Origin of the sequence: Mobiluncus mulieris ATCC 35243, from assembly GCF_000160615.1 — a bacterium.
Classification (GTDB): Bacteria; Actinomycetota; Actinomycetes; order Actinomycetales; family Actinomycetaceae; genus Mobiluncus; species Mobiluncus mulieris.
In genome coordinates, this window is record NZ_GG668519.1 from 212,341 (window position 1) to 231,556 (window position 19,216).

Here is a 19,216-nt window from a genome sequence, read left to right on the forward strand (position 1 = left end):
TGGTTCCCGGCTCTAAGGTCAGATTAACATCGCGAATCAACACATTCGCCCCCCGATTACAATCCACGCCACTAAGCCGCAACTGCTGGACTGGACTCGCCGCCTCGGTTTCCATCTCACATTCCCTTTCTCGAATAGGTTTTTCGGCTTCCGCCACCGGGTCACCACCCAGTGCCCCAGCAACTACAACCATGTTCCCACCGGAAAGAACCCGAAATCTAGCGCCAAATGTACACACTTCCCATCAACAAATGTTGAAACCCCACATCCCCCCAGGCCAGACCATTATTCCAACCACGCTCGCCACCCCGGATGACACCTCATGAAGCCGGGAAACGGCGAAAACGCAACCACCGAGACTAAACACACCACCGGTCAACACACCGTGGGCAACACCGTCCCCCATTTTAAACACAGACTCCCGGAAAGACCGGGCGGGGTGTTTTAGAATGGGGACATGGCTCGTTTAGAAGCGGGGCAAGTCGCCCCGGATTTCCACGTTGAAACCACGCAAGGCCAGGTTTCCTTGCAGGATTTATTGGCGAAGTGCGACAAAGGCGTGGTGGTGTACTTTTACCCCCGCGCCTCCACCCCCGGTTGCACCAAGGAGGCCTGCGATTTTCGCGATTCGTTGCCCTCGCTGTTGGGGGCAGGGTACCAGGTCATCGGCATCAGCCCTGACAAGACGCCCGCCCTGGAAAAATTCCGCGACAAACAAGGACTGGCGTTTCCACTGGGTTCCGACCCGGAGAAAACCGTCCTCGAGGCCTGGGGCGCGTGGGGCGAAAAGAAACTCTACGGCAAGATAACACGCGGGGTCATCCGCTCTACCATTGTGGTCGGCAAGGATGGACACGTTATGTTGGCTAAATACGGGGTGAAAGCCACCGGACACGTCGCCAGGCTACGCCGAGACTTGGGACTGGACTAGCACTTTTCACCAGCGCAGACCGTCAACAATTACATGGTTTGCAAAAGTGTGGCGGTCTTACACACTCATGCCCCGTAAATCATAGTTTGGGCTACCAGCAGCGCCCCTCCGAAAATCAGTACGAATATGACCATTGGCCAAACGAATTTGAGCCAGTGCGTGTACTTTATATCCAGCATTTGCAAGGTGGCCATCACTCCCCAAACCATGATGGGGAAACCCGCAAAAAACAACAGCAGGATAAGCACACGCCTCCAGGTGAAAGGAATGACCTCACCGCTGGCAACGCCCCATTTTTTCTGGTACCTTTCGCGGTCTTCCCAAGCATAGGAAAACTCGGGATTGGCTTTGATTTTTTTGGCATACCAATAGAGGTAACCGATTACGACCGCCGAACCCACAATACAGCCGCCGATGCGCCACCACACGCCTTCAGTAAAGGGAACCCCCATCGTGACGATGGCATCGTAGCCCATGGCAATGAAAATCGGGCACATAATCGGATAGAAAGCCACGGCTTCTTCTTCCAGACCACACAGAGTGCCGCTAATAACCATAAAAATAGACATGGCGAAAACCAAGACGAACTCGTGGCCTTTGGTTTTTTAGTCAACGCCACCAAGCCGGATTCGAAGGCGCCGGTCGCCCTGACCACGCTATCAGTCCACCAAGGGTAAAGATGAACACCATGATGTCCACGGCTTCCATCGTGCCCTGCACCATGACCAGTGGTACTTTATCCAGACCCGCCGGATTTGGTTTCAACCGTTAGTATGTTCCAGGAACCGAGATGGGCTTGTTAGTGGATCCGTTTTCGAACTGTTCATATTTAATCTTGATATCCAGTTTGTCCAGAAACTCCTGGCTGCCAGGGATTTCTTTCACTTCTCCCTGGGGACTGGTGATAGAAAAAACATTAGTTTCCTGGTCATAGGCTAGCTTTGAATACTGACCCGCCGGAACCAACCATGTAGCGATAACCGCGATGATTGTCAGGAAAAACAAAATGGTAAACGCCGTGGGGATTTGGAGTCGAAAACGTTTCTTTGATTTTGAAGTGGTTTCAGTGTCGGTGCCTTTGGCATCAACGCTCATACTTCGTCCTCTCTTGCCTTTGAGTTAAAAACATATCATTGTCCGCTACAGTTCCAGTCTTGCTAAGCGCTTATGTCACTGAAAACATGACAAGGTCGGTTTCTCTACGCCCGACAGACGCAGGGTTTAGTGCTCCCCCGGGGTGAAGTCCAGTTCTTTCAAAAACCTAGGAACAAAGCCTGGGACGCTTCATTGGAGCAAGATTTACCCGGCACATCCCGGTAAATCCCGGTGAACCCGGGCGGGGTTGCCCAGCGCCACCACATTGGCCGGCAAATCCCGGGTCACCACTGAACCGGCACCAACCACGGTGTTATCCCCGATTGTCACGCCCGGCAAAACCAGCGTATTCGCCCCCAACCACACGTTGTCACCAATGGTTATCGGGGTGCCGCTCTCCCAGCCGGCTCGGCGCGGTTCAGCCTCCAGGGGATGCCAAGCGGTCAAAAGTTGCACCCCGGGAGCCAGCTGGCAGTACTCCCCAATAGTGATGTCCGCCACATCCAACAGGACACAGTTATAGTTCAGGAAAGTACCCGCCCCAATCCGGGCATGAATCCCATAGTCGATATACACCGGGGGGCGTATCGTCACACCTTCCCCCACAAAAGCGAACATTTCCCGCAGTACCGCCATCCGGGTTTCCGAGGATGCTGCCCCTAGTGTGTTGTAGTGGCTCATGCGTTCAGCGGCTTGCTCCCCCAGGCGCTCAATTCGCTCCCCCTGGGCGATGTATAGTTGCCCCGCGCGCATTTTCTCGTACATATCATCAGCAGCCAAGTTTGCTGTATCCATAACCCCAGCCTATCGAAAACAGCAAGCCGAGTGGAAAACACCCGTATTCGAATTCCTGAAAGGGCATATCGAAAACACTGCCGGCAAGATAAACCACGATGCCAACAAATTTATTGACCGCAGTGCGAGAAATCGGCACAATAGAGCTTATGGACGCACCCTCTGGAATCAACACGCCCACCAGTTTGGCTCTGTGGCTGCAAACCCAACCGGAAGCAGCCACCAACCACACTCTACGTGTCCTTTCCTCGGAAACATCTAAGTGGGAGAGACTACCCCTCGAGACATTCCAAAAAATCGCTCACGTTGAACCGCCCTCGACCAACAGTCAGCACTGGGATGCGTTCATCGAGGCTATCACCGCTAAGAGACTTCATAATCGGGGATTGTCTGCTCCCGAGTGGACGCGGAAAACCAGCCTCGAGGAAAACTGGAACCCTTACGCAGAAGCTAATCCCCACACTGCACCTATCCAAGACTTTTGGGACATGATTCACACCACTCCAGAATTTATAGAAAAAGCCATTATCTATCCCCAACAAGACCTGGTAAACCTGTAGGCATGAGTGAAAACCAGCAAGACCTTGGACATGAAGACATACAGCGACTGCTTGGCAAGCTAGGCGAGGTTTTAGCCCGCAAACAACAGCGACTGGTTCTCTACGTGGTGGGTGGCGCCAACATCGCCCTAGCGATAGATGACACGCGTATAACCAAAGACATCGATGTAGTAGTCAAGGCTGGTAAACAATATTTACAAGCGGCAGCCGCTGAGGTCGCATCCACAGAACCCGGCCTAGCTCCGGATTGGATTAACACGGAGTTTACTGGAGATACCTATGACGGGGGCATGACCTGGTCTTGGTTCGATAATAAGAAACAAGACACACCAATACGGCGAGAATACGGTAAAGGTCTGGAAGTGCAGTTAGCATCGCCGGAAATGATTCTGGCGTTGAAAACCCTAGCGGGACGTCCTAAAGACATCGAGGATATCGCAAAACTCATGCGTCTGACAGGAATTCGTACCCCACTAGACCTCGGTAAAAACCTGTATCGTTTCACAGGAAGACGGATTTTTGATGCGCAAATCGATCCGATGATGTACTTGCATATTGACCCCGAATTTCGAGAAATTTTCAACCGGCTTCCCCCAGATTTACAGCCCGCAAAACCGCCAAAAAACACTTTGAGAGACAGAATCAAAAGATTCTTTAGCAAGAAAGCGCGCTGAGGGTTACCCCACCTCTACTTTCCTGTTTGTTGGCACCTCATGAAGAAGCCTACCTTGAAATCAACTGCAAATCGCGAACAGGTATGAAGCCGATGGGACCGGGGAGCGGAAACTATCAGGAAAATACTGCAAGCATTTCCAACCAATCCGCTAGTCAGACTAGCAAAATGATTGGTGACTGACCGTTTTATCAAACTTTGATGACCACTTGGGCAGTTATATAGATTATTAAAGGAGATAGCTATGTCCTATACGCGACAGCGTTTGGCGAAACTGGTGGCTTCATGTGCCACCGCTTCCCTGGTCTTTACCGGACTGGTAGGGAGCGCATATTCCGGCGAATCCGCAAATGACACCGAATTTAGGGAATCCCCGGTTTTGGTAAAAAACCTCTCGAAAACCCCGGATAGAGGCGTAATCGTCACTGCCCTTCAACAAAACTGGAACAGTATCGCTAAGGAATGCGCTGCTACTTATGGCCCCGAAGGTGTCAAATATGTGCAAGTCTCCCTCAAGACCACATCAGGGGTAAAGAATGGTGGACCAGCTACCAGCCCACTAGCTATAAGCTGAACTCTAAACTGGGAACCGAAGCCGAATTCAAGAGTATGGTTGCCGCCTGCCAGGCGCAGGGCGTGGGTATCACTGTCGATACAGTAATCAACCACACAGTGAATGCCAACGGCATCGGAAGCCTCAGCGTGGATGGTACCAAATATGACATCAAAAACCTGTCTTTCCCAGATGCCGGATACACTAAAGAAGATTTCCACTCCGAAGAAAAGAACATTGAAGATTACAAGGATCCCAAACAGGTTTGGAACTATCGCCTAGGTGGTCTGCTCGACCTGGATACCTCTAAACCCCATGTGCGACAGACAATCGGCAAGTTTTATGCCGACCTCCTGGCTATTGGCGTGGCCGGGTTCCGTATCGACGCGGTGCAACACATGTCACCCGAAGATTTGCTGGCGATTAAACAGGAGGCCGCTAAACAAACCGGGCGAAATTGCCTTCCACAATGCGGTACAGGGCGAACCCGTCACCAAATGGCAAGATGATGGCGACAACAACATTGCGTTCAGCCGCAGCGCTAAAGGATTTTTGGCGATTAATAACGAAATTAGGTTACCTATAAAACCGACCTGCCGGACGGTGAATATTGCAACGTGTATGCGGCTGGCGACTGCTCCCAGATCGTGAAAGTCGAGGGTGGCCAGGTCAAGACCACGATTCCGCTACGGGAGGCCGTGGCGCTGTATGTGGGGGCAACCCCGGCCAGTCATCCGAACGGTGCTGCCACCGATCCCAGTGATCCCATTTACGGCGAGGAGAAGGCAGAGGATACACTCCCTCCTGACCCGCAGGTCACCGTGTATTTCAAGCCGAATAAGGGCTACGGCAAGGGACGCTACAAGCTGCACTATCAGAAGCCGGACGGCGCCTGGACCGATAATTTTGGCGAAAAGATGGATAAGGCCTGTAAAGGCTGGTGGAAACGAACCATTACCTCCGAGGGGCTCGAATTCCCCATGGTGATTAACGACGGGAATAACCACTGGTACAACAAGGACAATGAGGGCGGCGCCAACTATGACATCCCCCCACGGACAGACACCTATATTACTCAAAACTATCAGGGGCATCCCGGAGTAAATCCCTGCCCGATAAAGTCACGAACCGCCAAAGTCAGTCACGCCGCCACCACTTGAAAGTAGTTGGCTGAGACTATTCGGTTGTGGCGTGGCTAGCAGCTGGTCGCTACCTTGGCGGCATCCCCCAGGGTGGCGACCAGGACTGCTTTAATGGTGTGCATCCGGTTTTCGGCTTGGTCAAACACAATTGAGGCCGCAGAGTTGAACACTTCATCGCTGACTTCCACGCCGTCCAAGCCGTATTCTTGGTAAATCCGTTCTCCCACCGTGGTATGGCGGTCGTGGAAGGCCGGCAGACAATGCATGAACTTCACGTCCGGATTGCCGGTCAGTTCCAGCATCGCGGTGTTTACCTGGTAGGGACGCAGCAAGCCAATCCGCTTGCCCCAGGCCGAGGCCGGCTCCCCCATGGACACCCAAATATCGGTGTACACAAAATCCACCCCGCGCACTCCCGCAGCCACATCGGCGGTGTGGGCAAGTTTCGCCCCGGTGTCGGCGGCAATCCCCCGCGCGGTGGCGACAATTTCCGGGTCATTCCACAGCGCTTCGGGTGCGACTATCCGCACATCCATCCCCAGCATCGCCCCCGTAACCAGCAACGAATTCGCCATATTGAACCGGGCGTCCCCCACATAGGCAAAAGACACCTGATGCAAAGGTTTACTGGAGTGCTCGCGCATGGTCAGCATGTCGGCGAGCATTTGGGTGGGATGCCACTGGTCGGTCAGCCCGTTGAACACCGGCACGCCCGCAAGCCGTGCCAGGGTTTCGACTTTTTCCTGGGAATCCCCGCGATATTCGATACCGTCAAAAAACCGTCCCAACACCCGGGCGGTGTCCGCGATGGATTCTTTGTGGCCAATCTGGGAGCCGCTAGGGTCAAGGTAGGTCACGTGGGCGCCCTGGTCATGAGCCGCCACCTCAAAAGCACAGCGGGTTCGGGTGGAAGTCTTTTCAAAAATCAGGGCGATATTCTTACCTTCCAGGTGTTTCGCTTCGTGGCGAGCTGTTTTAGCGGCCTTGAGTTCGGCCGCCAAGTCAAGCAGTTCCAGCCATTCCCCCGCAGTGAAGTCCAGTTCTTTCAAAAAATGGCGGCCGCGAAAGTCGGTCATTGGGGTTCCTTTCCGTTGTGGCTGTTGACGTTTCTGTACTGGGATCAAGTTTACCCGCTGGGAACGGTTTTCCCTGGGTTACCCTGCGGTTCATGAGGTGCTGGTCGTAACCGGTGCGATTTGGGTCGCATCGTCGGATATAAAACGATGTTGCTAAAATCGCACCACTTGTGACACAAGCATCGAGTACAGGCTGAACCTCAGGCTCCCTGCAGTATCTCATGAACTCGCGCCTTACTGCGCCAACCGCCCCATCACAACGGGATAAAGTCAGGATAAACCCCAGGTCACAGGCTCTATTCCGGAAAAGCGTGGCCAGCCATGTTTTTCCGGAGTGTGGCTTGTCGTTCTGGATGGCACCTCATGAAAACGAATCCCTCGTACCACCAGCCGAAATCGCAGCCAGGGCTTGAAAGTTTTGTAAACTTTCACATACAGGGAGCCGGCAAAAACTTGGCTAGTTCTTACTGGGCTCCGTTCCACACGGCTACGGCTATGCCTTGATCCAGGCTCGCCACCGGTTTGCCATTGTCCAGTGATAGTGCCCCCAGGGGTACTGTGTCGGGTGCACGTCCGGGGAAGAATTCATCGTCAATTGCTACGGGGTTGTCCCCGCAGCGGCTCAGACACACCAGAATAGTCTGTTCTTGATGTTCACGCATAAACACGACCACGTCCTCGGAAACCTGCACCCAGCGCAGCGAACCGGAGGGCAAGGCCGAACCGCTTTTACGCAAGCCACCCAGCACCCGCAGCAGCTCCCGGTTGTCTATCGTTTGATTTTCCACATCCTCCCACGGAATCGGAACCCGACAGTTGAAATCGCCCGTGCTGGCCAGGCAATATTCCTCGCCATACAAAATCATGGGTACTCCCGGCAGGGTATAGCACAAAGCCAATGCCACCCGAGCCCGCTGCGAATCCCCGGCGATATCCATCAGCCGGGCAGTATCATGCGAAGTCACCAAGTTGAAAGAAGCCGCACGTACATTCCACGTCATTTGCGCCGAAAAATCCTCGGTGGTGTCCACGAACTTTTCTCCCGTCTGGGGTCTGACCGGAACTGGGGATCCCATGAAAATCGGGGTTCGTTCGTCCATCGCGGTCACCCATTCCCACACGGGACGGGTGAAACCGGAATAATTCATGGCTCCATGGAAGGTCTCGCCCCGAATATCCAGCGTGAAATCATGGGCGTGTTCCGCCACCAGGACTTTGTCTCCACCAGCAGCGTCAACCGCTGCACGTAGCTCGCTGGCCACCGACTCATACAGGTCGCTTTGGCCAAAGCGCCCGGTCATGTTGGCCACGTCAATACGCCAACCGTCCATGTTGAAGGGTGGTTTCAAGTATTTCTGTACCACGCCACTGGGTCCAAACATACGATGTCGCAGCTCCGCCGAGTTATAGTTCAACTTGGGCAGGGTTTCCACTCCCAGCCATTTCGCGTAATCCCCAGTTTCATCGAAGAAATAAAAACCCCGTTCCACGGAATCCGGATCCGCCATGGCCTTCCTAAACCACTCATGGGTAACCCCGGTGTGGTTGGTCGTCAAATCTCCCAAGAATCGCATTTCCCGCTGGTGGCAAGCATCTACCAGAGCAATCAACGCCTCGTCCCCACCCAAATCAGCATCCACGTGTTCAAAAGAATGCGCATCGTAGCGGTGTGAGGAACGCGCCTCGAAAAACGGTGTGGTATAAATCGTGTCGAACCCCAAGTTTTGAATATAGTCGAGGTGGTCGATAATCCCCCACAAGTCCCCGCCAAACAGTTTGGTTTGCGCCGCGTCATCGTTCCACTGTGCAGGGTCGGGGTTCAGCCATCCGGTTGACCACTCCGGCAACCCGCGCACCTCCGTCTGAGCTGAACGCGCAAAACGGTCGGGGAAAATCTGGTACACCGATGAACACAAGTGTTCATGAGGAGCCGAACCATCCAACTGCACCCGGAAATCCGCATGATCCGGAACCGTATGTTCCCACACGCCCTCGCCGTTCAACCACAGCCACTCATCACCTCTGAGGCCAATCAGCCACCGGTAGGCAAATATTTTGGCACGGGTAGAAACCGATACTTCCCACCACTGGCCACTCGCCCCGACTGTTTGCGCGTCCAGACGCTCGCCCCACGCAAAGTACGGTTCCCCGTCTACCAGGGTGCGAATTGCCGCTCTTTCTATCGGCGCCTCCGGGGAACACCGCAGCCGAATTTTCAAATCCCACCCCTGCGCAGTGGGGGTTTTATGGACATAAAAAACCGAGGCGTCATGATGAAAAATCTGGTGTCGCATTATTTTACACTCCCTTGGGTAAGTCCACCGGTCAATTCATTTTGGAACATGAAATAGATTACTACAACCGGAATTGACGCCAACGCTACGATTTTCTGCGGATTCATTAGGTGCCGCCCCGCGTTTATGCCCCACAACAACCAGCACCAGTAGAATCTCGCAGTTTTGGGCACCGTAAAATCCAATCACACACACGGTATCGCCATTACCCGTTGCTGTTAGCGCTCCGCTACGCTTGACTTGAGCTGACGTTAACCGTCATTTCGTGCAGATTACCACCGCAGCTAACCGTCATTTCGTGTATATTTGAGCTAAATCTAAGTGTCATTTCGTGTTCATACCGGATTATCTCAGGAAACGAGGCGCAGAAAATGGCGACGCAACTACGGCGAAAAATTTATGCTGACCTGCTGGAATGGAAGCGGCGCGACCGGGGCACCTCCGCAGCGTTCATTGACGGCGCCCGCCGGGTTGGGAAAAGCACCATCTGTAAGCACTTCGCGCAGCGAGAATACCGCTCGTATCTGCTGGTAGACTTCGGGCACCTGCCCAGCGGAGTGCAAGAAATTTTCGAACACGATTCGAGCAATCTCGAAGTATTCTTTTTGAAACTCGCAGCTGTCTACCACACCACCTTGTACCGGCGCGAATCCGTGATAATTTTCGACGAAGTCCAGCTCTATCCCCCGGCACGTCAACTCATCAAGTACCTGGTGGCAGACGGCAGGTATGACTACATCGAGACCGGTTCCCTGACCACTTTAAAGAAACACGCTGGCGACGGTGAAATCCTCATCCCTTCGGAGGAAGAGCATCTCCAGATGTTTCCCCTCGACTTCGAGGAATACTTGTGGGCTAAGGGTGATGAAAACACGATTCCGATGCTGCACGAATTTTTCGAGCGACGGATGCCACTGGGGCAGGCTTTACACCGACGGGTGATGAATGATTTTCGCGCCTATATGCTGGTGGGAGGCATGCCCCAAGCGGTTTGCGAGTTCATGGAAAACGCTAATCTAGAGCAAGTCGACCGGATTAAACGCCGGATTATCAACCTATACCGCGAGGATGTCTCTAAGTTCGCGAAAGGGCACGAGGCACGGGTTTACGCGATTTTTAATCAAATCCCCTCGCAGCTCTCCAAGCGGGAAAAGAAATTCAGGCTGGCTGACCTCGAAAAATCCGCGCGTTTCCGCACCTACGAAGAAGCTTTCGTGTGGCTCGATGAGGCGATGGTGGTCAACACCTGTTTCAATGCCACCGACCCCATCGGGGTGCTGGCTATGAGCGCCGACCACTCGACCCTGAAATGCTACCTGGGGGACACGGGTTTGTTGACTACCCTGGCGTTTTGGGATCAGTCCTATCGCGACAATGATTTGTACCAGGCGATACTGCTGGACAAGATGAATGTAAACGAAGGAATGCTGGCGGAAAACGTGGTGGCGCAAATGCTACGCGCGGCGGGTCACCAGTTGTTTTTCTATTCCCGCACGGATTCCCAAAACCGTGCCAACACGATGGAGATTGACTTCCTAGTACCCCACGGCCGCCAAATCTGCCCCATTGAGGTCAAGTCCGGGCGCTATCAACGCCATGCTTCTCTTGACAAATTCCGAGCCAAGTTCGGCACAAACCTCGGGCAAAGCTACATCCTCTACGGCAAAGACCTGCTGGAAAAGGACGGTATCCTCCATCTTCCCCTCTACATGGCAATGTTCCTATAGCTCCGGAGGCGCTCTATCACCGCTGTGGCCGAAGCAACCTCGGCAGTGAAACGCTGATGTCCCGGCTCGGCGATTGCCAGTGTTTCCCGCACTGTGTCGAGCTCAGCCGGGGTAAGTGTCCGCTCGAAATTCCGGCGAAAAACCTCTACCGCGTCGCGGTCGCGTCCGGAATTTTCAACGGGTCGGTAGTCAATAACCGTTTATATTCCGGGTGATAGTGTCGAAAATCGTCACCGATAATCTCTGCTACAGCGCTCTTTTCATACTGAGACAAAGCAAAATTCTTTCCCCGTGTCTTACCCGCGCCAGGTTGACCACCCAGAAAATTGTCACCGGCTGGGTTGCCGCCCCAGACCTACGGAAAACTTTGTCCCGGATTTCATCCCGCCAAATCTCTATGGCCTGAAGTTCACCCATCAGCTTGCTACCAAGACCTTTTGAGCATCGAGTTCAGCGCAGCGGACATGCCACTGTTCAATCTTGGCTATCTGAGCGACTCTATCGAAAGCACCGACATCATCACGTTCGTCAAGCATAGCTATATGCTCGGCCTCATATTCGGCCGCCGCCGCTATGTTCCCCCGAGCCAGCGCCTCTCGTTTAGCGGCCACCAGCCACCCGCCGAGCATCGTTCCGGCCTCATAGAACACGTCATACAGCACAGTGTCGAAGTAGTCCTCGTATTCGTTACTGACCATTTCTTCACCTCCCGTTTTAATAGCATTTTACCGGTTTCGGCGGGCAAATCTGCGCCTCCCGGATTCAAGTTTGCAGTGTGACAGTGGGTGCACGTTTCTGTTTTCATCGGGTTCATGAGGTGCTAGCCGGATTCCCGGGCAATCTTCCCAGACTCTAGGTCAATCTGGTCACGTTCCCACTGGTGCCTCACGAACCGAAAATATAGCCCCAGCCTACAACACCCCGTAATTTATTTAAATTAAAGCATAATCGCTATTCCTTCCCAAGGTGAAAGACATTCCCGAACAAGGGAATGCACAGCGTGACTTTTATTATATGTAGATATTAATATTTTACTTGAAAGCAACGGCATAGAATTAGCCATATCTGAACAATCAAGATTGGAGCAGGTAGATTTTTTAGAAAGCCATGCGTTTCGCAGTAACGTTATGGTTTCTTTAGGAATCAATGAAGTTTCTTTGGACAAGTTTACTATTACTAATAGTTTTTCATTATTCAAAGAACGGGTAAATGAATATACATTCAAATCACTAGCATCAAGAAGATTCCAGTCACCTGTCGCAACAATAGGTTGCGCATGCCGCAAATGAATAAGACGCCTGTAGAAGTTATAAACAGAATCGTCATCATTAATCTGGCTACTAGCATTAATTTCTAAATAGTTAGAATTAACAGAAATCCACGGTTCGGTTGCACCCCGCCATGTGAATCCTGCATATGGAGAAGCGTCCCACTGCATAGGGGTTCGAGAGTTGTCGCGCGCTCTTCGGCCAAGGGCTTCAAGCATTGATTGCGGAGACTGAATACCAGCCTGTTCAACACGCTGATGGTACATATTTAATGCTTCCAAATCACGATACTGAGAAAGCGAATTAAAATGAGCATTGGTCATACCAAGCTCCTCTCCCTGAAATATGTATGGTGTCCCACGGTGCATGTGTAGCAACAGAGCCAACGCTTTTGCACTCTTTGCCACGGAATCTACTGATTTATCATCACCCCAACGAGACACTATTCTCGGTTGATCGTGATTGTTAAAATATAAACTTGTCCATCCTCTACAAGATACTGCTTCCTGCTGCTTTGTCATACACTTTTTCAAGTCAGGTAGATATAAAGGTTTAGGATTCCATTTAGTTCCATTGCTACAATCAACTTCGACATGATCAAATAAAAACAGCATATCTAACTCATTATGCTTTGGATCTGTAATAAATTGATTCCGGCTAGCAGATATTCCGGGAGCCTCGCCCACTACAAGATAGCCATCTCGATTTGCAAATACTTCACAACGCATCTCATGTAAGAATTCGTCGAGACGGGGGCCATCGGAACAGAACGGGAACGGCGAGGAATACCCATCATCGCCAGCTGGCAAATCTGGAATAGCACTGCCTTCTTCTCCAGGAAGATGCCCGGATTCATCTGTAATTTTTGAAACTTGCGTTATCACATCCATACGAAATCCATTAATTCCACGATCCATCCACCAATTCATCATGCTATAAATTGCACGCCGTACTTCTGGATTATTCCAATTAAGGTCAGGCTGTTTCGCAGAATATTGATGTAAGAAATACTCTTTACGCAGAGTATCGTAAGTCCAGGCCGATCCCCCAAAATACGAGCCCCATTTATTAGGTTCAGCCCCAGGCTCTCCTGGTACATATCCTGAACGTGCAGGTCTCCACCAATACCAGTCCGCTCTCGGATCCTGCGGGTTGCGCGAGGCCTGAAACCAGGAGTGTTCGTCAGAAGTATGATTAACAACCAAATCCATGATTATTCTTATTCCACGACGATGCGACTGATATATAAGCTCATCTAAATCATCTAAAGTACCAAACAAGGGATCAATGTCTTGATAGTCAGAAATATCGTATCCATTATCATCTTGGGGTGATTTATAAACTGGATTTAACCATATTACGTCAGCGCCAAGATTTGCAATATAATCCAGCTTTGAAATTATTCCCTTTATGTCCCCAACACCATCTCCATTTGAATCTTGAAAACTTCGAGGGTATATTTGATACACCACAGCATTTATCCACCAGGGGTTATCAGAAATTCCATTCGCCTGAAGCCCATTAGCTAGATAATTGCGATGCGAATCTGTCATAGTAAAACCTTTCATAAAACAAATATCGTATACGTTAAAGTTCATTCAATTAATACTCGGCGATACAAAATTAGATTATTTAAATAGAACACTAGGAACGTACTTTCAAAATGAATTTCTGCAAAGTTTTAGACACATAACCACTTTTTACGAAGGCTGGAATTATATCTATGGGTGTTGAAACTGTGACGGTTTGGTTACCTACATAGGATATGCCATCCCACAGACTTGTCCATTCTCCCTCCGGTAGATATACCTTCCATAATTTCGCATCAGGCTCCGTCACTGGGCAAATCAACAAATCATTTCCCAACATCCACTCTTGATGTTCGCCCCAGATTCTCTCATCGTGTGGGTAATCAAAGTACAAGGGGCACATCAAAGGTCTACCAGTTTCTATACTCGTATTTGTCTGCTCAATCAGATAGGGAATGAGCGCTTCTCTCATATGGGCAAATTTGCGGAATATTGGTATAACAGTGTCATCCTTACAGCGCTCTGCAATATTCCACGGTGTTCTATCTCGACAAGGCTTTCGGTGACAGTTGTATTCCGAGTGGTACTGCATAATAGGGAGAAAAAGTGAGGCTGCTGCTGCGCGTAGATACAACTCAGCAGAGGGTACTTCGCCGGAAAATCCAGCCATATCCCATCCCCAATACAAAATGCCAGACGCTGCGGCATTCAGTCCAGCATTAATCGACCAACGAAATGCCTCCCAAGTGGAATTTTCATCTCCTGCCCAATAAGCACCTCTAGATTGTGATCCAACGTACCCCGCTCGAGAAAATGTAACCGGAGATTTACCACATTCTGTTAGGAGATTGTCATAAGCACTAACATAATCGACGGGGAACGTATTGGTATACACAGGAGTGGTGCTATCACTAGAGAATAAGTCTGTTCCCCAGGCATGCTCGCCACCATCGGTTTTAAAACCGTCAATCCCCAATTCTTCAACCAGATACCGACGCTTATCTAGCCACCACTTGGCAGCTCTATCATTCCCCAAGTCTGGCATTAATGCTAGCGGAAACCACCAGCCGCGATTCCTGTAGGGACGTAATTTTCCATCAAATGTGCGCTCTTGAACAACATAACCGAATTTTTTCGCAGTCTCAGCGTCGATTTTTGCTTGGTTCTGAGGGTGTGGACGCATCTTTATTAATGGAATCTGCCAAAGAACCAGCTTAATGTTATGAGCATGAAGGTCATCAGTCATTTGTTTAGGGTTTGGCCAAGCACCATCTTTGGGAAATTTAAAATCAGATAGCACAAAAGGGGATGAATCTTTGCGAATTTGGTATTGCGCATCACGAAAAATATAAAATGTTTGTTCATCACTCCAGGCCTCAAGAACAAGAACACCGAAAGGAATGTCATACTTCTGGTGTAACTGCACTTGCCGCATAACTTCCTTTTGAGAATTCCACTCATTGCCGGATGCCCAAAGCTTAAAGACCCAGTCCGGTAGCGCATGAGGTTTACCTACATAATGCAAAAAATTACTCAAAACCTGGGTCGGGCTACCATCATAAAAAAAGATTTCAGGAATATCGCTTGTATTGCCATCAATAAACATATCAACAATACAAGTGGAGGAAGACTCGCGATTAGTAAAATCAAAATAAACCGAACAATTTGTCTTAATATAGAAACCCCAACCTTCCCCGCCAACAACATGGCCAAATGGCATAGGCATATATGTACGACCATACAACCCCTGGCTCTTATATTGCTCAAAAACTACGGATTCAAACGAATTTCCGAGTTGATCAATTTTGTCATATCTTTCACCAAAACCCGTCAAGTGCTCATAAGCCGCAATATCCAATTCAAATGATACACGTAAGGTACGTTTTCCATCGTGAAAACGTTTAACTGAATGTGGACGTATGTGAGAGTTTCCATGGACTTTAATAAGGGTATCGTCAGCAGCTTCCCAAATAGCGGGGTAAATTGAAAACCATCTTGTATGTTCAATACGCCCTTTGTCTGATTTACCTACAAATCTATATGAATATACGTGTCCGGATTCTAGTAGGGGCGTATTTACGCGCCAGCGCTTGCCTTCGCTTCTATTCCTTAGCTGAGCAAGTTCTAGGTGACCTTCACCAGTAGATAAGGTTTGTTTTTCCTGATAATGAGACATGGTAAGAAATGATTGTTGTATATCTGTTTCATTTACTTTATCGATAAATTCACATTCAACATGAATAATATCTTTACTACTAACTACTCCCAAGAAGGCAAAAGAATCAGTTTTTGGCGATACCGGCATTCTCTGAAAAGGCTCACAAGAATATGGATTGCCCGACCCACTAGGCTGGTGTTTTAGCATGGTTCATTCCTTAAACTTTACAATATAAACGAATTACGGATGTTAGAGAAAATAAATTTAAACAGCATCTGAAATATAGCTCGGGACGAGCAACTAAAATCAATGGTTAACTACTCGTCCCAAATTAGCTATCACTTAAGCAAATCTCCAACGATTTTCTCTAATTCTCCAAGATCATCAACCGACTTTCTTCCAGAAGCAACTTCTTCAAGATAATTCTTGAACTCGTCATTAATTTCTTCTCCTTTTTCTCCTAAGTTAGGAGCAGGAGTGGAATTATCGATTGATTTAAGTACAGCCTCCCTGTTTGCAGGATGATCTTGTTCGAGATAAGGTTTATACGTATCTGCATTACTAAGAGCAGGAAGCTCCCAGCCTGAATTCAGACGAGTATCCACCATAACTTTTGCTGAGGATAGGTATTCAGCAAATTTAGTTGCCGCCTTAATATGCTTTGATGACTTCGAAACTGCGATTGCATTGGAGAATGCTGCCGATTTTTGTTCTTTAGAGCCTGGTTCAACCACCACATCCCAATCAAAGTCAACGTCTTTTAGTGCGGAAAACATCCATATTCCAGTATGCCACATGCCAAGCTTTCCAGATTTAAACAAATTAGTATCGAAATCTGGCTTATTACTTTCTTCCACAGGTGGCATCACCTTGCCCGGCTTATCTGTCAGATACTTCACAGCATTAACACCAGCATCGGAATTAAACGCAGGCTTACCAGCTTCATCTAAGAATGATCCTCCAGCTTGCTCAATCACCTTATAGAATTCGTTATAAGTGCAAGGCTGCATATCTCCCCAAACACCTTCATCTTTATTAGTAATTTTTGATGCTGCATCTAATTCCTGGTTCCATTTCCAATTATCCGTAGGGTATTCAATACCAGCTTTATCAAATAAACTCTTGTTGTAGAAAAGAACCACGGTCGAAAACGAAGTAGGTACTGCTAATTGCTTTCCATCTGCAGAATACGAATTTAGTATAGATTGCCTATATTTGGAAAGATTATTTATTTCCAAATCAGCAAATACGTCATTCTTTTCTAATTTCTGGAACATTCCCATATCAACGTCGAAAACATCTGCAGCTGTGCCTGCTGATAAATCGGTTTGCAACTGGGTAAAATAGTTAGCATAATCAGTAGTCTTTACACTAACTTCAATATCCGGATTCTCTTTTTCAAAGGAGTCAACAATTTTCTTCAAATTGTCTTCATTTCCACCATTAGAAATAAAATTTTGGTAAACAATTGTCTCTTTGCCAATCCCGGCTTTTTCATTCGCGCTCCCTGAAGAGCATCCCGTCAAAAACATTACAGATGCCACACAGATAGCTCCAATTTTCATGCTCGTATTCATTTTGCGTTCCTTTCGCTTTGCTTATGCTGATTGTACTTATAACGAATATTAAGAATACTGTCTGACTATTTATTTGATTCCCACCCCCGCAACACCTTGAACAACATATTTCTGCGCAAAAAGATATACCAAAAACATTGGTATTATCGAGATTACTGAACCAGCCATTAGAATATCCCATTGCGTGGTATACTGCCCTTGTAGGGCTGTAAGTGCAACAGGCAAGGTTTGCGATTCTTTGTCCCTTAAGATTATCAGTGGCCATAAGAAAGAATTCCATATACCCAGAAATGCGAATACAGTCTCTGTGACTAATGCAGGCCTTACAAGTGGGAGAATAATTTTAAAGAATATCCTTACGTGCCCTGCACCATCCAAGGTTGCAGCCTCATCAAGCTGGTGTGGTAACGTTATCATTGCCTGTCTAAGCAAAAAAACTCCAAACGCAGATGCAGCCGAGGGCAATATCACACCGAAATAGCTATTTACAAATCCTAGTATCTTCATCTCGACAAACAAAGGGACTAACAATACCTGGAACGGAATCATCATTGTAGTCAAATACAGTATAAATAAGACACTGCGTCCCCTAAATGGCATTCTGGCAAAGACGTATGCCGCCATAGAACTGGTTACAACCTGTAACACCGTTCCAATTACAGCAATAACAATGCTATTGACTATTGCTCTCCCAAAGGGAACCGTGATGAACAGCTTTCGGTACGGTTCTAGGGAAAGATTACTAAGATTCATTTCGGATTGAAACGATAAGCTTGCATTGGGCGTGAATGAAGTAATCACCATCCAGCAGAATGGACAAATCATTATTACCACACCCACACATACGATAAAATATTTTATTATTGTAATTATTTTATTCCTAAAGATCATAATTAACCCATTTCTTTTGTCCCCAAAGTTGGATAATTGTTATTATCATAATTACAACGAATAGAATCATCGACAAAGCAGAAGCCATACCCGCTTCACCATATCGAAATGTCATATCATATATTTTTAACACAACTACTTCACTAGCTCTGTTAGGACCACCTTTCGTCATAACATACACTTGGTCAAATACTTGAAACCCATTGATAAAAGATAGCATCATAACAAAAAAAGATGATGGAGAAAGCATGGGTATTGTTATTGAAAATAGTTTTCGCCACCAGCCTGCGCCGTCAAGCGATGCCGCACTGTATAAGTCTGGATTAATGGACTGTAATCCTGCTAATAGGATAATCATTACAAATCCTAAGTCTTTCCATACTGATGCCAATACCACAGATGGAAGCGCCCAGTACGGATCAGCCCACCAGCCAGGACCTGTTATGCCAAAGATAGCAAGCATATTATTTACCAGTCCTGCTCTTGGATTTAAAATCCACTGCCATACCAATGCCACAACCACCCAGCTAGTCACAACGGGTAAGAAGTAAAGACTGCGAAAAAAAGAACGTCCACGTAATCTACTATTCAACAGTATAGCTAGACCCAAGCCACCAACATATACAAGCGGGAAGTACAATATTAAATAGAGTAACGTGTTAATAAATGCTTTCCTGACACTAGGATCCATTAAAGCATTTTGATAATTCTCTAATCCAACCCACCGCATTGGTGCTATTAAATTCCAGCTATGAAAGCTTATCCACACAGCTCCAAGCATCGGTATTATCACAAATAGTAATAGTGGAATGAGCGATGGCAGTAAAAAGCATGCAATAACTACATAATAAGTAATCGGTTTCTTACATTTTTTTCGTTTCTCATCATTCTCTGGATTGTTTTTCATCTCAGCTATAATAGGCATATCAAGTTTATGCATTTAAATT

20 protein-coding genes and 1 pseudogene are annotated in these 19,216 nt (G+C 48.4%); 7 read left to right on the forward strand and 14 right to left on the reverse strand.

What is annotated here, in order from left to right; translation table 11 throughout:
* Positions 1 to 193: pseudogene (locus HMPREF0577_RS05935) on the reverse strand (ABC transporter ATP-binding protein); the annotation flags it as partial.
* Positions 194 to 457: 264 nt separating this feature from the next.
* Here HMPREF0577_RS05935 and HMPREF0577_RS05940 point away from each other — a divergent pair.
* Positions 458 to 931: a peroxiredoxin gene (locus tag HMPREF0577_RS05940; RefSeq protein WP_004012843.1), complete on the forward strand. Its 474-nt coding sequence runs from the start codon at positions 458 to 460 to the stop codon at positions 929 to 931.
* Between the two features lie 65 nt (positions 932 to 996).
* Here the strand turns inward: HMPREF0577_RS05940 and HMPREF0577_RS05945 are convergent, their stop codons facing one another.
* The 4 genes from HMPREF0577_RS05945 to HMPREF0577_RS05955 form a co-directional block, all read right to left on the reverse strand.
* Positions 997 to 1,500, reverse strand: coding sequence for an arginine:ornithine antiporter (locus HMPREF0577_RS05945; protein ID WP_004012845.1), 504 nt, complete (start codon positions 1,498 to 1,500; stop codon positions 997 to 999).
* A gap of 40 nt (positions 1,501 to 1,540) precedes the next feature.
* Entirely contained in the window at positions 1,541 to 1,696 is a 156-nt protein-coding gene (locus tag HMPREF0577_RS10965; protein WP_004012846.1) for a hypothetical protein, read from the reverse strand.
* Positions 1,697 to 1,699: 3 nt separating this feature from the next.
* A complete protein-coding gene (locus HMPREF0577_RS05950; RefSeq protein ID WP_004012847.1) occupies positions 1,700 to 2,026 on the reverse strand; it encodes a hypothetical protein in 327 nt (108 codons plus the stop codon).
* A 204-nt stretch (positions 2,027 to 2,230) separates the two neighbouring features.
* Complete coding sequence (locus HMPREF0577_RS05955) at positions 2,231 to 2,821, reverse strand: sugar O-acetyltransferase (protein ID WP_004012848.1); 591 nt, start codon at positions 2,819 to 2,821, stop codon at positions 2,231 to 2,233.
* Between the two features lie 98 nt (positions 2,822 to 2,919).
* Between HMPREF0577_RS05955 and HMPREF0577_RS11835 the strand changes: the two genes are divergently transcribed.
* From HMPREF0577_RS11835 to HMPREF0577_RS05975, 5 genes are all read left to right on the forward strand, one after another.
* Positions 2,920 to 3,381 (forward strand): hypothetical protein, encoded by a 462-nt coding sequence (locus HMPREF0577_RS11835; protein WP_004012849.1) that lies wholly within the window; start codon positions 2,920 to 2,922, stop codon positions 3,379 to 3,381.
* Between the two features lie 2 nt (positions 3,382 to 3,383).
* Entirely contained in the window at positions 3,384 to 4,055 is a 672-nt protein-coding gene (locus HMPREF0577_RS05965) for a hypothetical protein (protein WP_004012850.1), read from the forward strand.
* A 243-nt stretch (positions 4,056 to 4,298) separates the two neighbouring features.
* Entirely contained in the window at positions 4,299 to 4,628 is a 330-nt protein-coding gene (locus tag HMPREF0577_RS11400) for a hypothetical protein (protein ID WP_139042001.1), read from the forward strand.
* 35 nt (positions 4,629 to 4,663) lie between these two features.
* Positions 4,664 to 5,116, forward strand: coding sequence for an alpha-amylase family glycosyl hydrolase (locus HMPREF0577_RS05970; protein ID WP_231282860.1), 453 nt, complete (start codon positions 4,664 to 4,666; stop codon positions 5,114 to 5,116).
* Positions 5,117 to 5,224: 108 nt separating this feature from the next.
* Complete coding sequence (locus tag HMPREF0577_RS05975) at positions 5,225 to 5,767, forward strand: carbohydrate binding domain-containing protein (protein ID WP_004012853.1); 543 nt, start codon at positions 5,225 to 5,227, stop codon at positions 5,765 to 5,767.
* Positions 5,768 to 5,802: 35 nt separating this feature from the next.
* Here HMPREF0577_RS05975 and argF read toward each other — a convergent pair whose 3' ends face one another.
* Both argF and HMPREF0577_RS05985 read right to left on the reverse strand, forming a co-directional pair.
* Positions 5,803 to 6,825: an ornithine carbamoyltransferase gene (gene argF, locus HMPREF0577_RS05980; protein ID WP_004012854.1), complete on the reverse strand. Its 1,023-nt coding sequence runs from the start codon at positions 6,823 to 6,825 to the stop codon at positions 5,803 to 5,805.
* A 464-nt stretch (positions 6,826 to 7,289) separates the two neighbouring features.
* The gene (locus tag HMPREF0577_RS05985; RefSeq protein WP_004012855.1) at positions 7,290 to 9,119 is read right to left on the reverse strand and encodes a glycoside hydrolase family 13 protein; all 1,830 of its coding nucleotides are present in this window, start codon (positions 9,117 to 9,119) and stop codon (positions 7,290 to 7,292) included.
* A 371-nt stretch (positions 9,120 to 9,490) separates the two neighbouring features.
* Here HMPREF0577_RS05985 and HMPREF0577_RS05990 point away from each other — a divergent pair, with 371 nt between their 5' ends.
* On the forward strand, positions 9,491 to 10,846 hold the full coding sequence (locus tag HMPREF0577_RS05990) for an ATP-binding protein (protein WP_004012857.1): 1,356 nt from the start codon (positions 9,491 to 9,493) through the stop codon (positions 10,844 to 10,846).
* A gap of 145 nt (positions 10,847 to 10,991) precedes the next feature.
* Here the strand turns inward: HMPREF0577_RS05990 and HMPREF0577_RS10975 are convergent, their stop codons facing one another.
* The 7 genes from HMPREF0577_RS10975 to HMPREF0577_RS06015 form a co-directional block, all read right to left on the reverse strand.
* Entirely contained in the window at positions 10,992 to 11,120 is a 129-nt protein-coding gene (locus HMPREF0577_RS10975) for a zeta toxin family protein (protein ID WP_004012858.1), read from the reverse strand.
* A gap of 142 nt (positions 11,121 to 11,262) precedes the next feature.
* A complete protein-coding gene (locus HMPREF0577_RS05995) occupies positions 11,263 to 11,544 on the reverse strand; it encodes a hypothetical protein (RefSeq protein ID WP_004012860.1) in 282 nt (93 codons plus the stop codon).
* A gap of 239 nt (positions 11,545 to 11,783) precedes the next feature.
* Positions 11,784 to 13,682: a glycoside hydrolase family 13 protein gene (locus HMPREF0577_RS10980; RefSeq protein ID WP_244854400.1), complete on the reverse strand. Its 1,899-nt coding sequence runs from the start codon at positions 13,680 to 13,682 to the stop codon at positions 11,784 to 11,786.
* A 76-nt stretch (positions 13,683 to 13,758) separates the two neighbouring features.
* A complete protein-coding gene (locus HMPREF0577_RS06000; RefSeq protein WP_004012862.1) occupies positions 13,759 to 16,008 on the reverse strand; it encodes a glycoside hydrolase family 31 protein in 2,250 nt (749 codons plus the stop codon).
* Positions 16,009 to 16,139: 131 nt separating this feature from the next.
* On the reverse strand, positions 16,140 to 17,378 hold the full coding sequence (locus HMPREF0577_RS06005) for an ABC transporter substrate-binding protein (RefSeq protein ID WP_004012863.1): 1,239 nt from the start codon (positions 17,376 to 17,378) through the stop codon (positions 16,140 to 16,142).
* A gap of 69 nt (positions 17,379 to 17,447) precedes the next feature.
* On the reverse strand, positions 17,448 to 18,131 hold the full coding sequence (locus HMPREF0577_RS06010) for a carbohydrate ABC transporter permease (protein WP_244854402.1): 684 nt from the start codon (positions 18,129 to 18,131) through the stop codon (positions 17,448 to 17,450).
* 127 nt (positions 18,132 to 18,258) lie between these two features.
* Positions 18,259 to 19,209, reverse strand: a complete 951-nt coding sequence (locus HMPREF0577_RS06015; protein ID WP_004012865.1) for a carbohydrate ABC transporter permease — start codon at positions 19,207 to 19,209, stop codon at positions 18,259 to 18,261.
* Between the last annotated feature and the right edge of the window lie 7 nt (positions 19,210 to 19,216).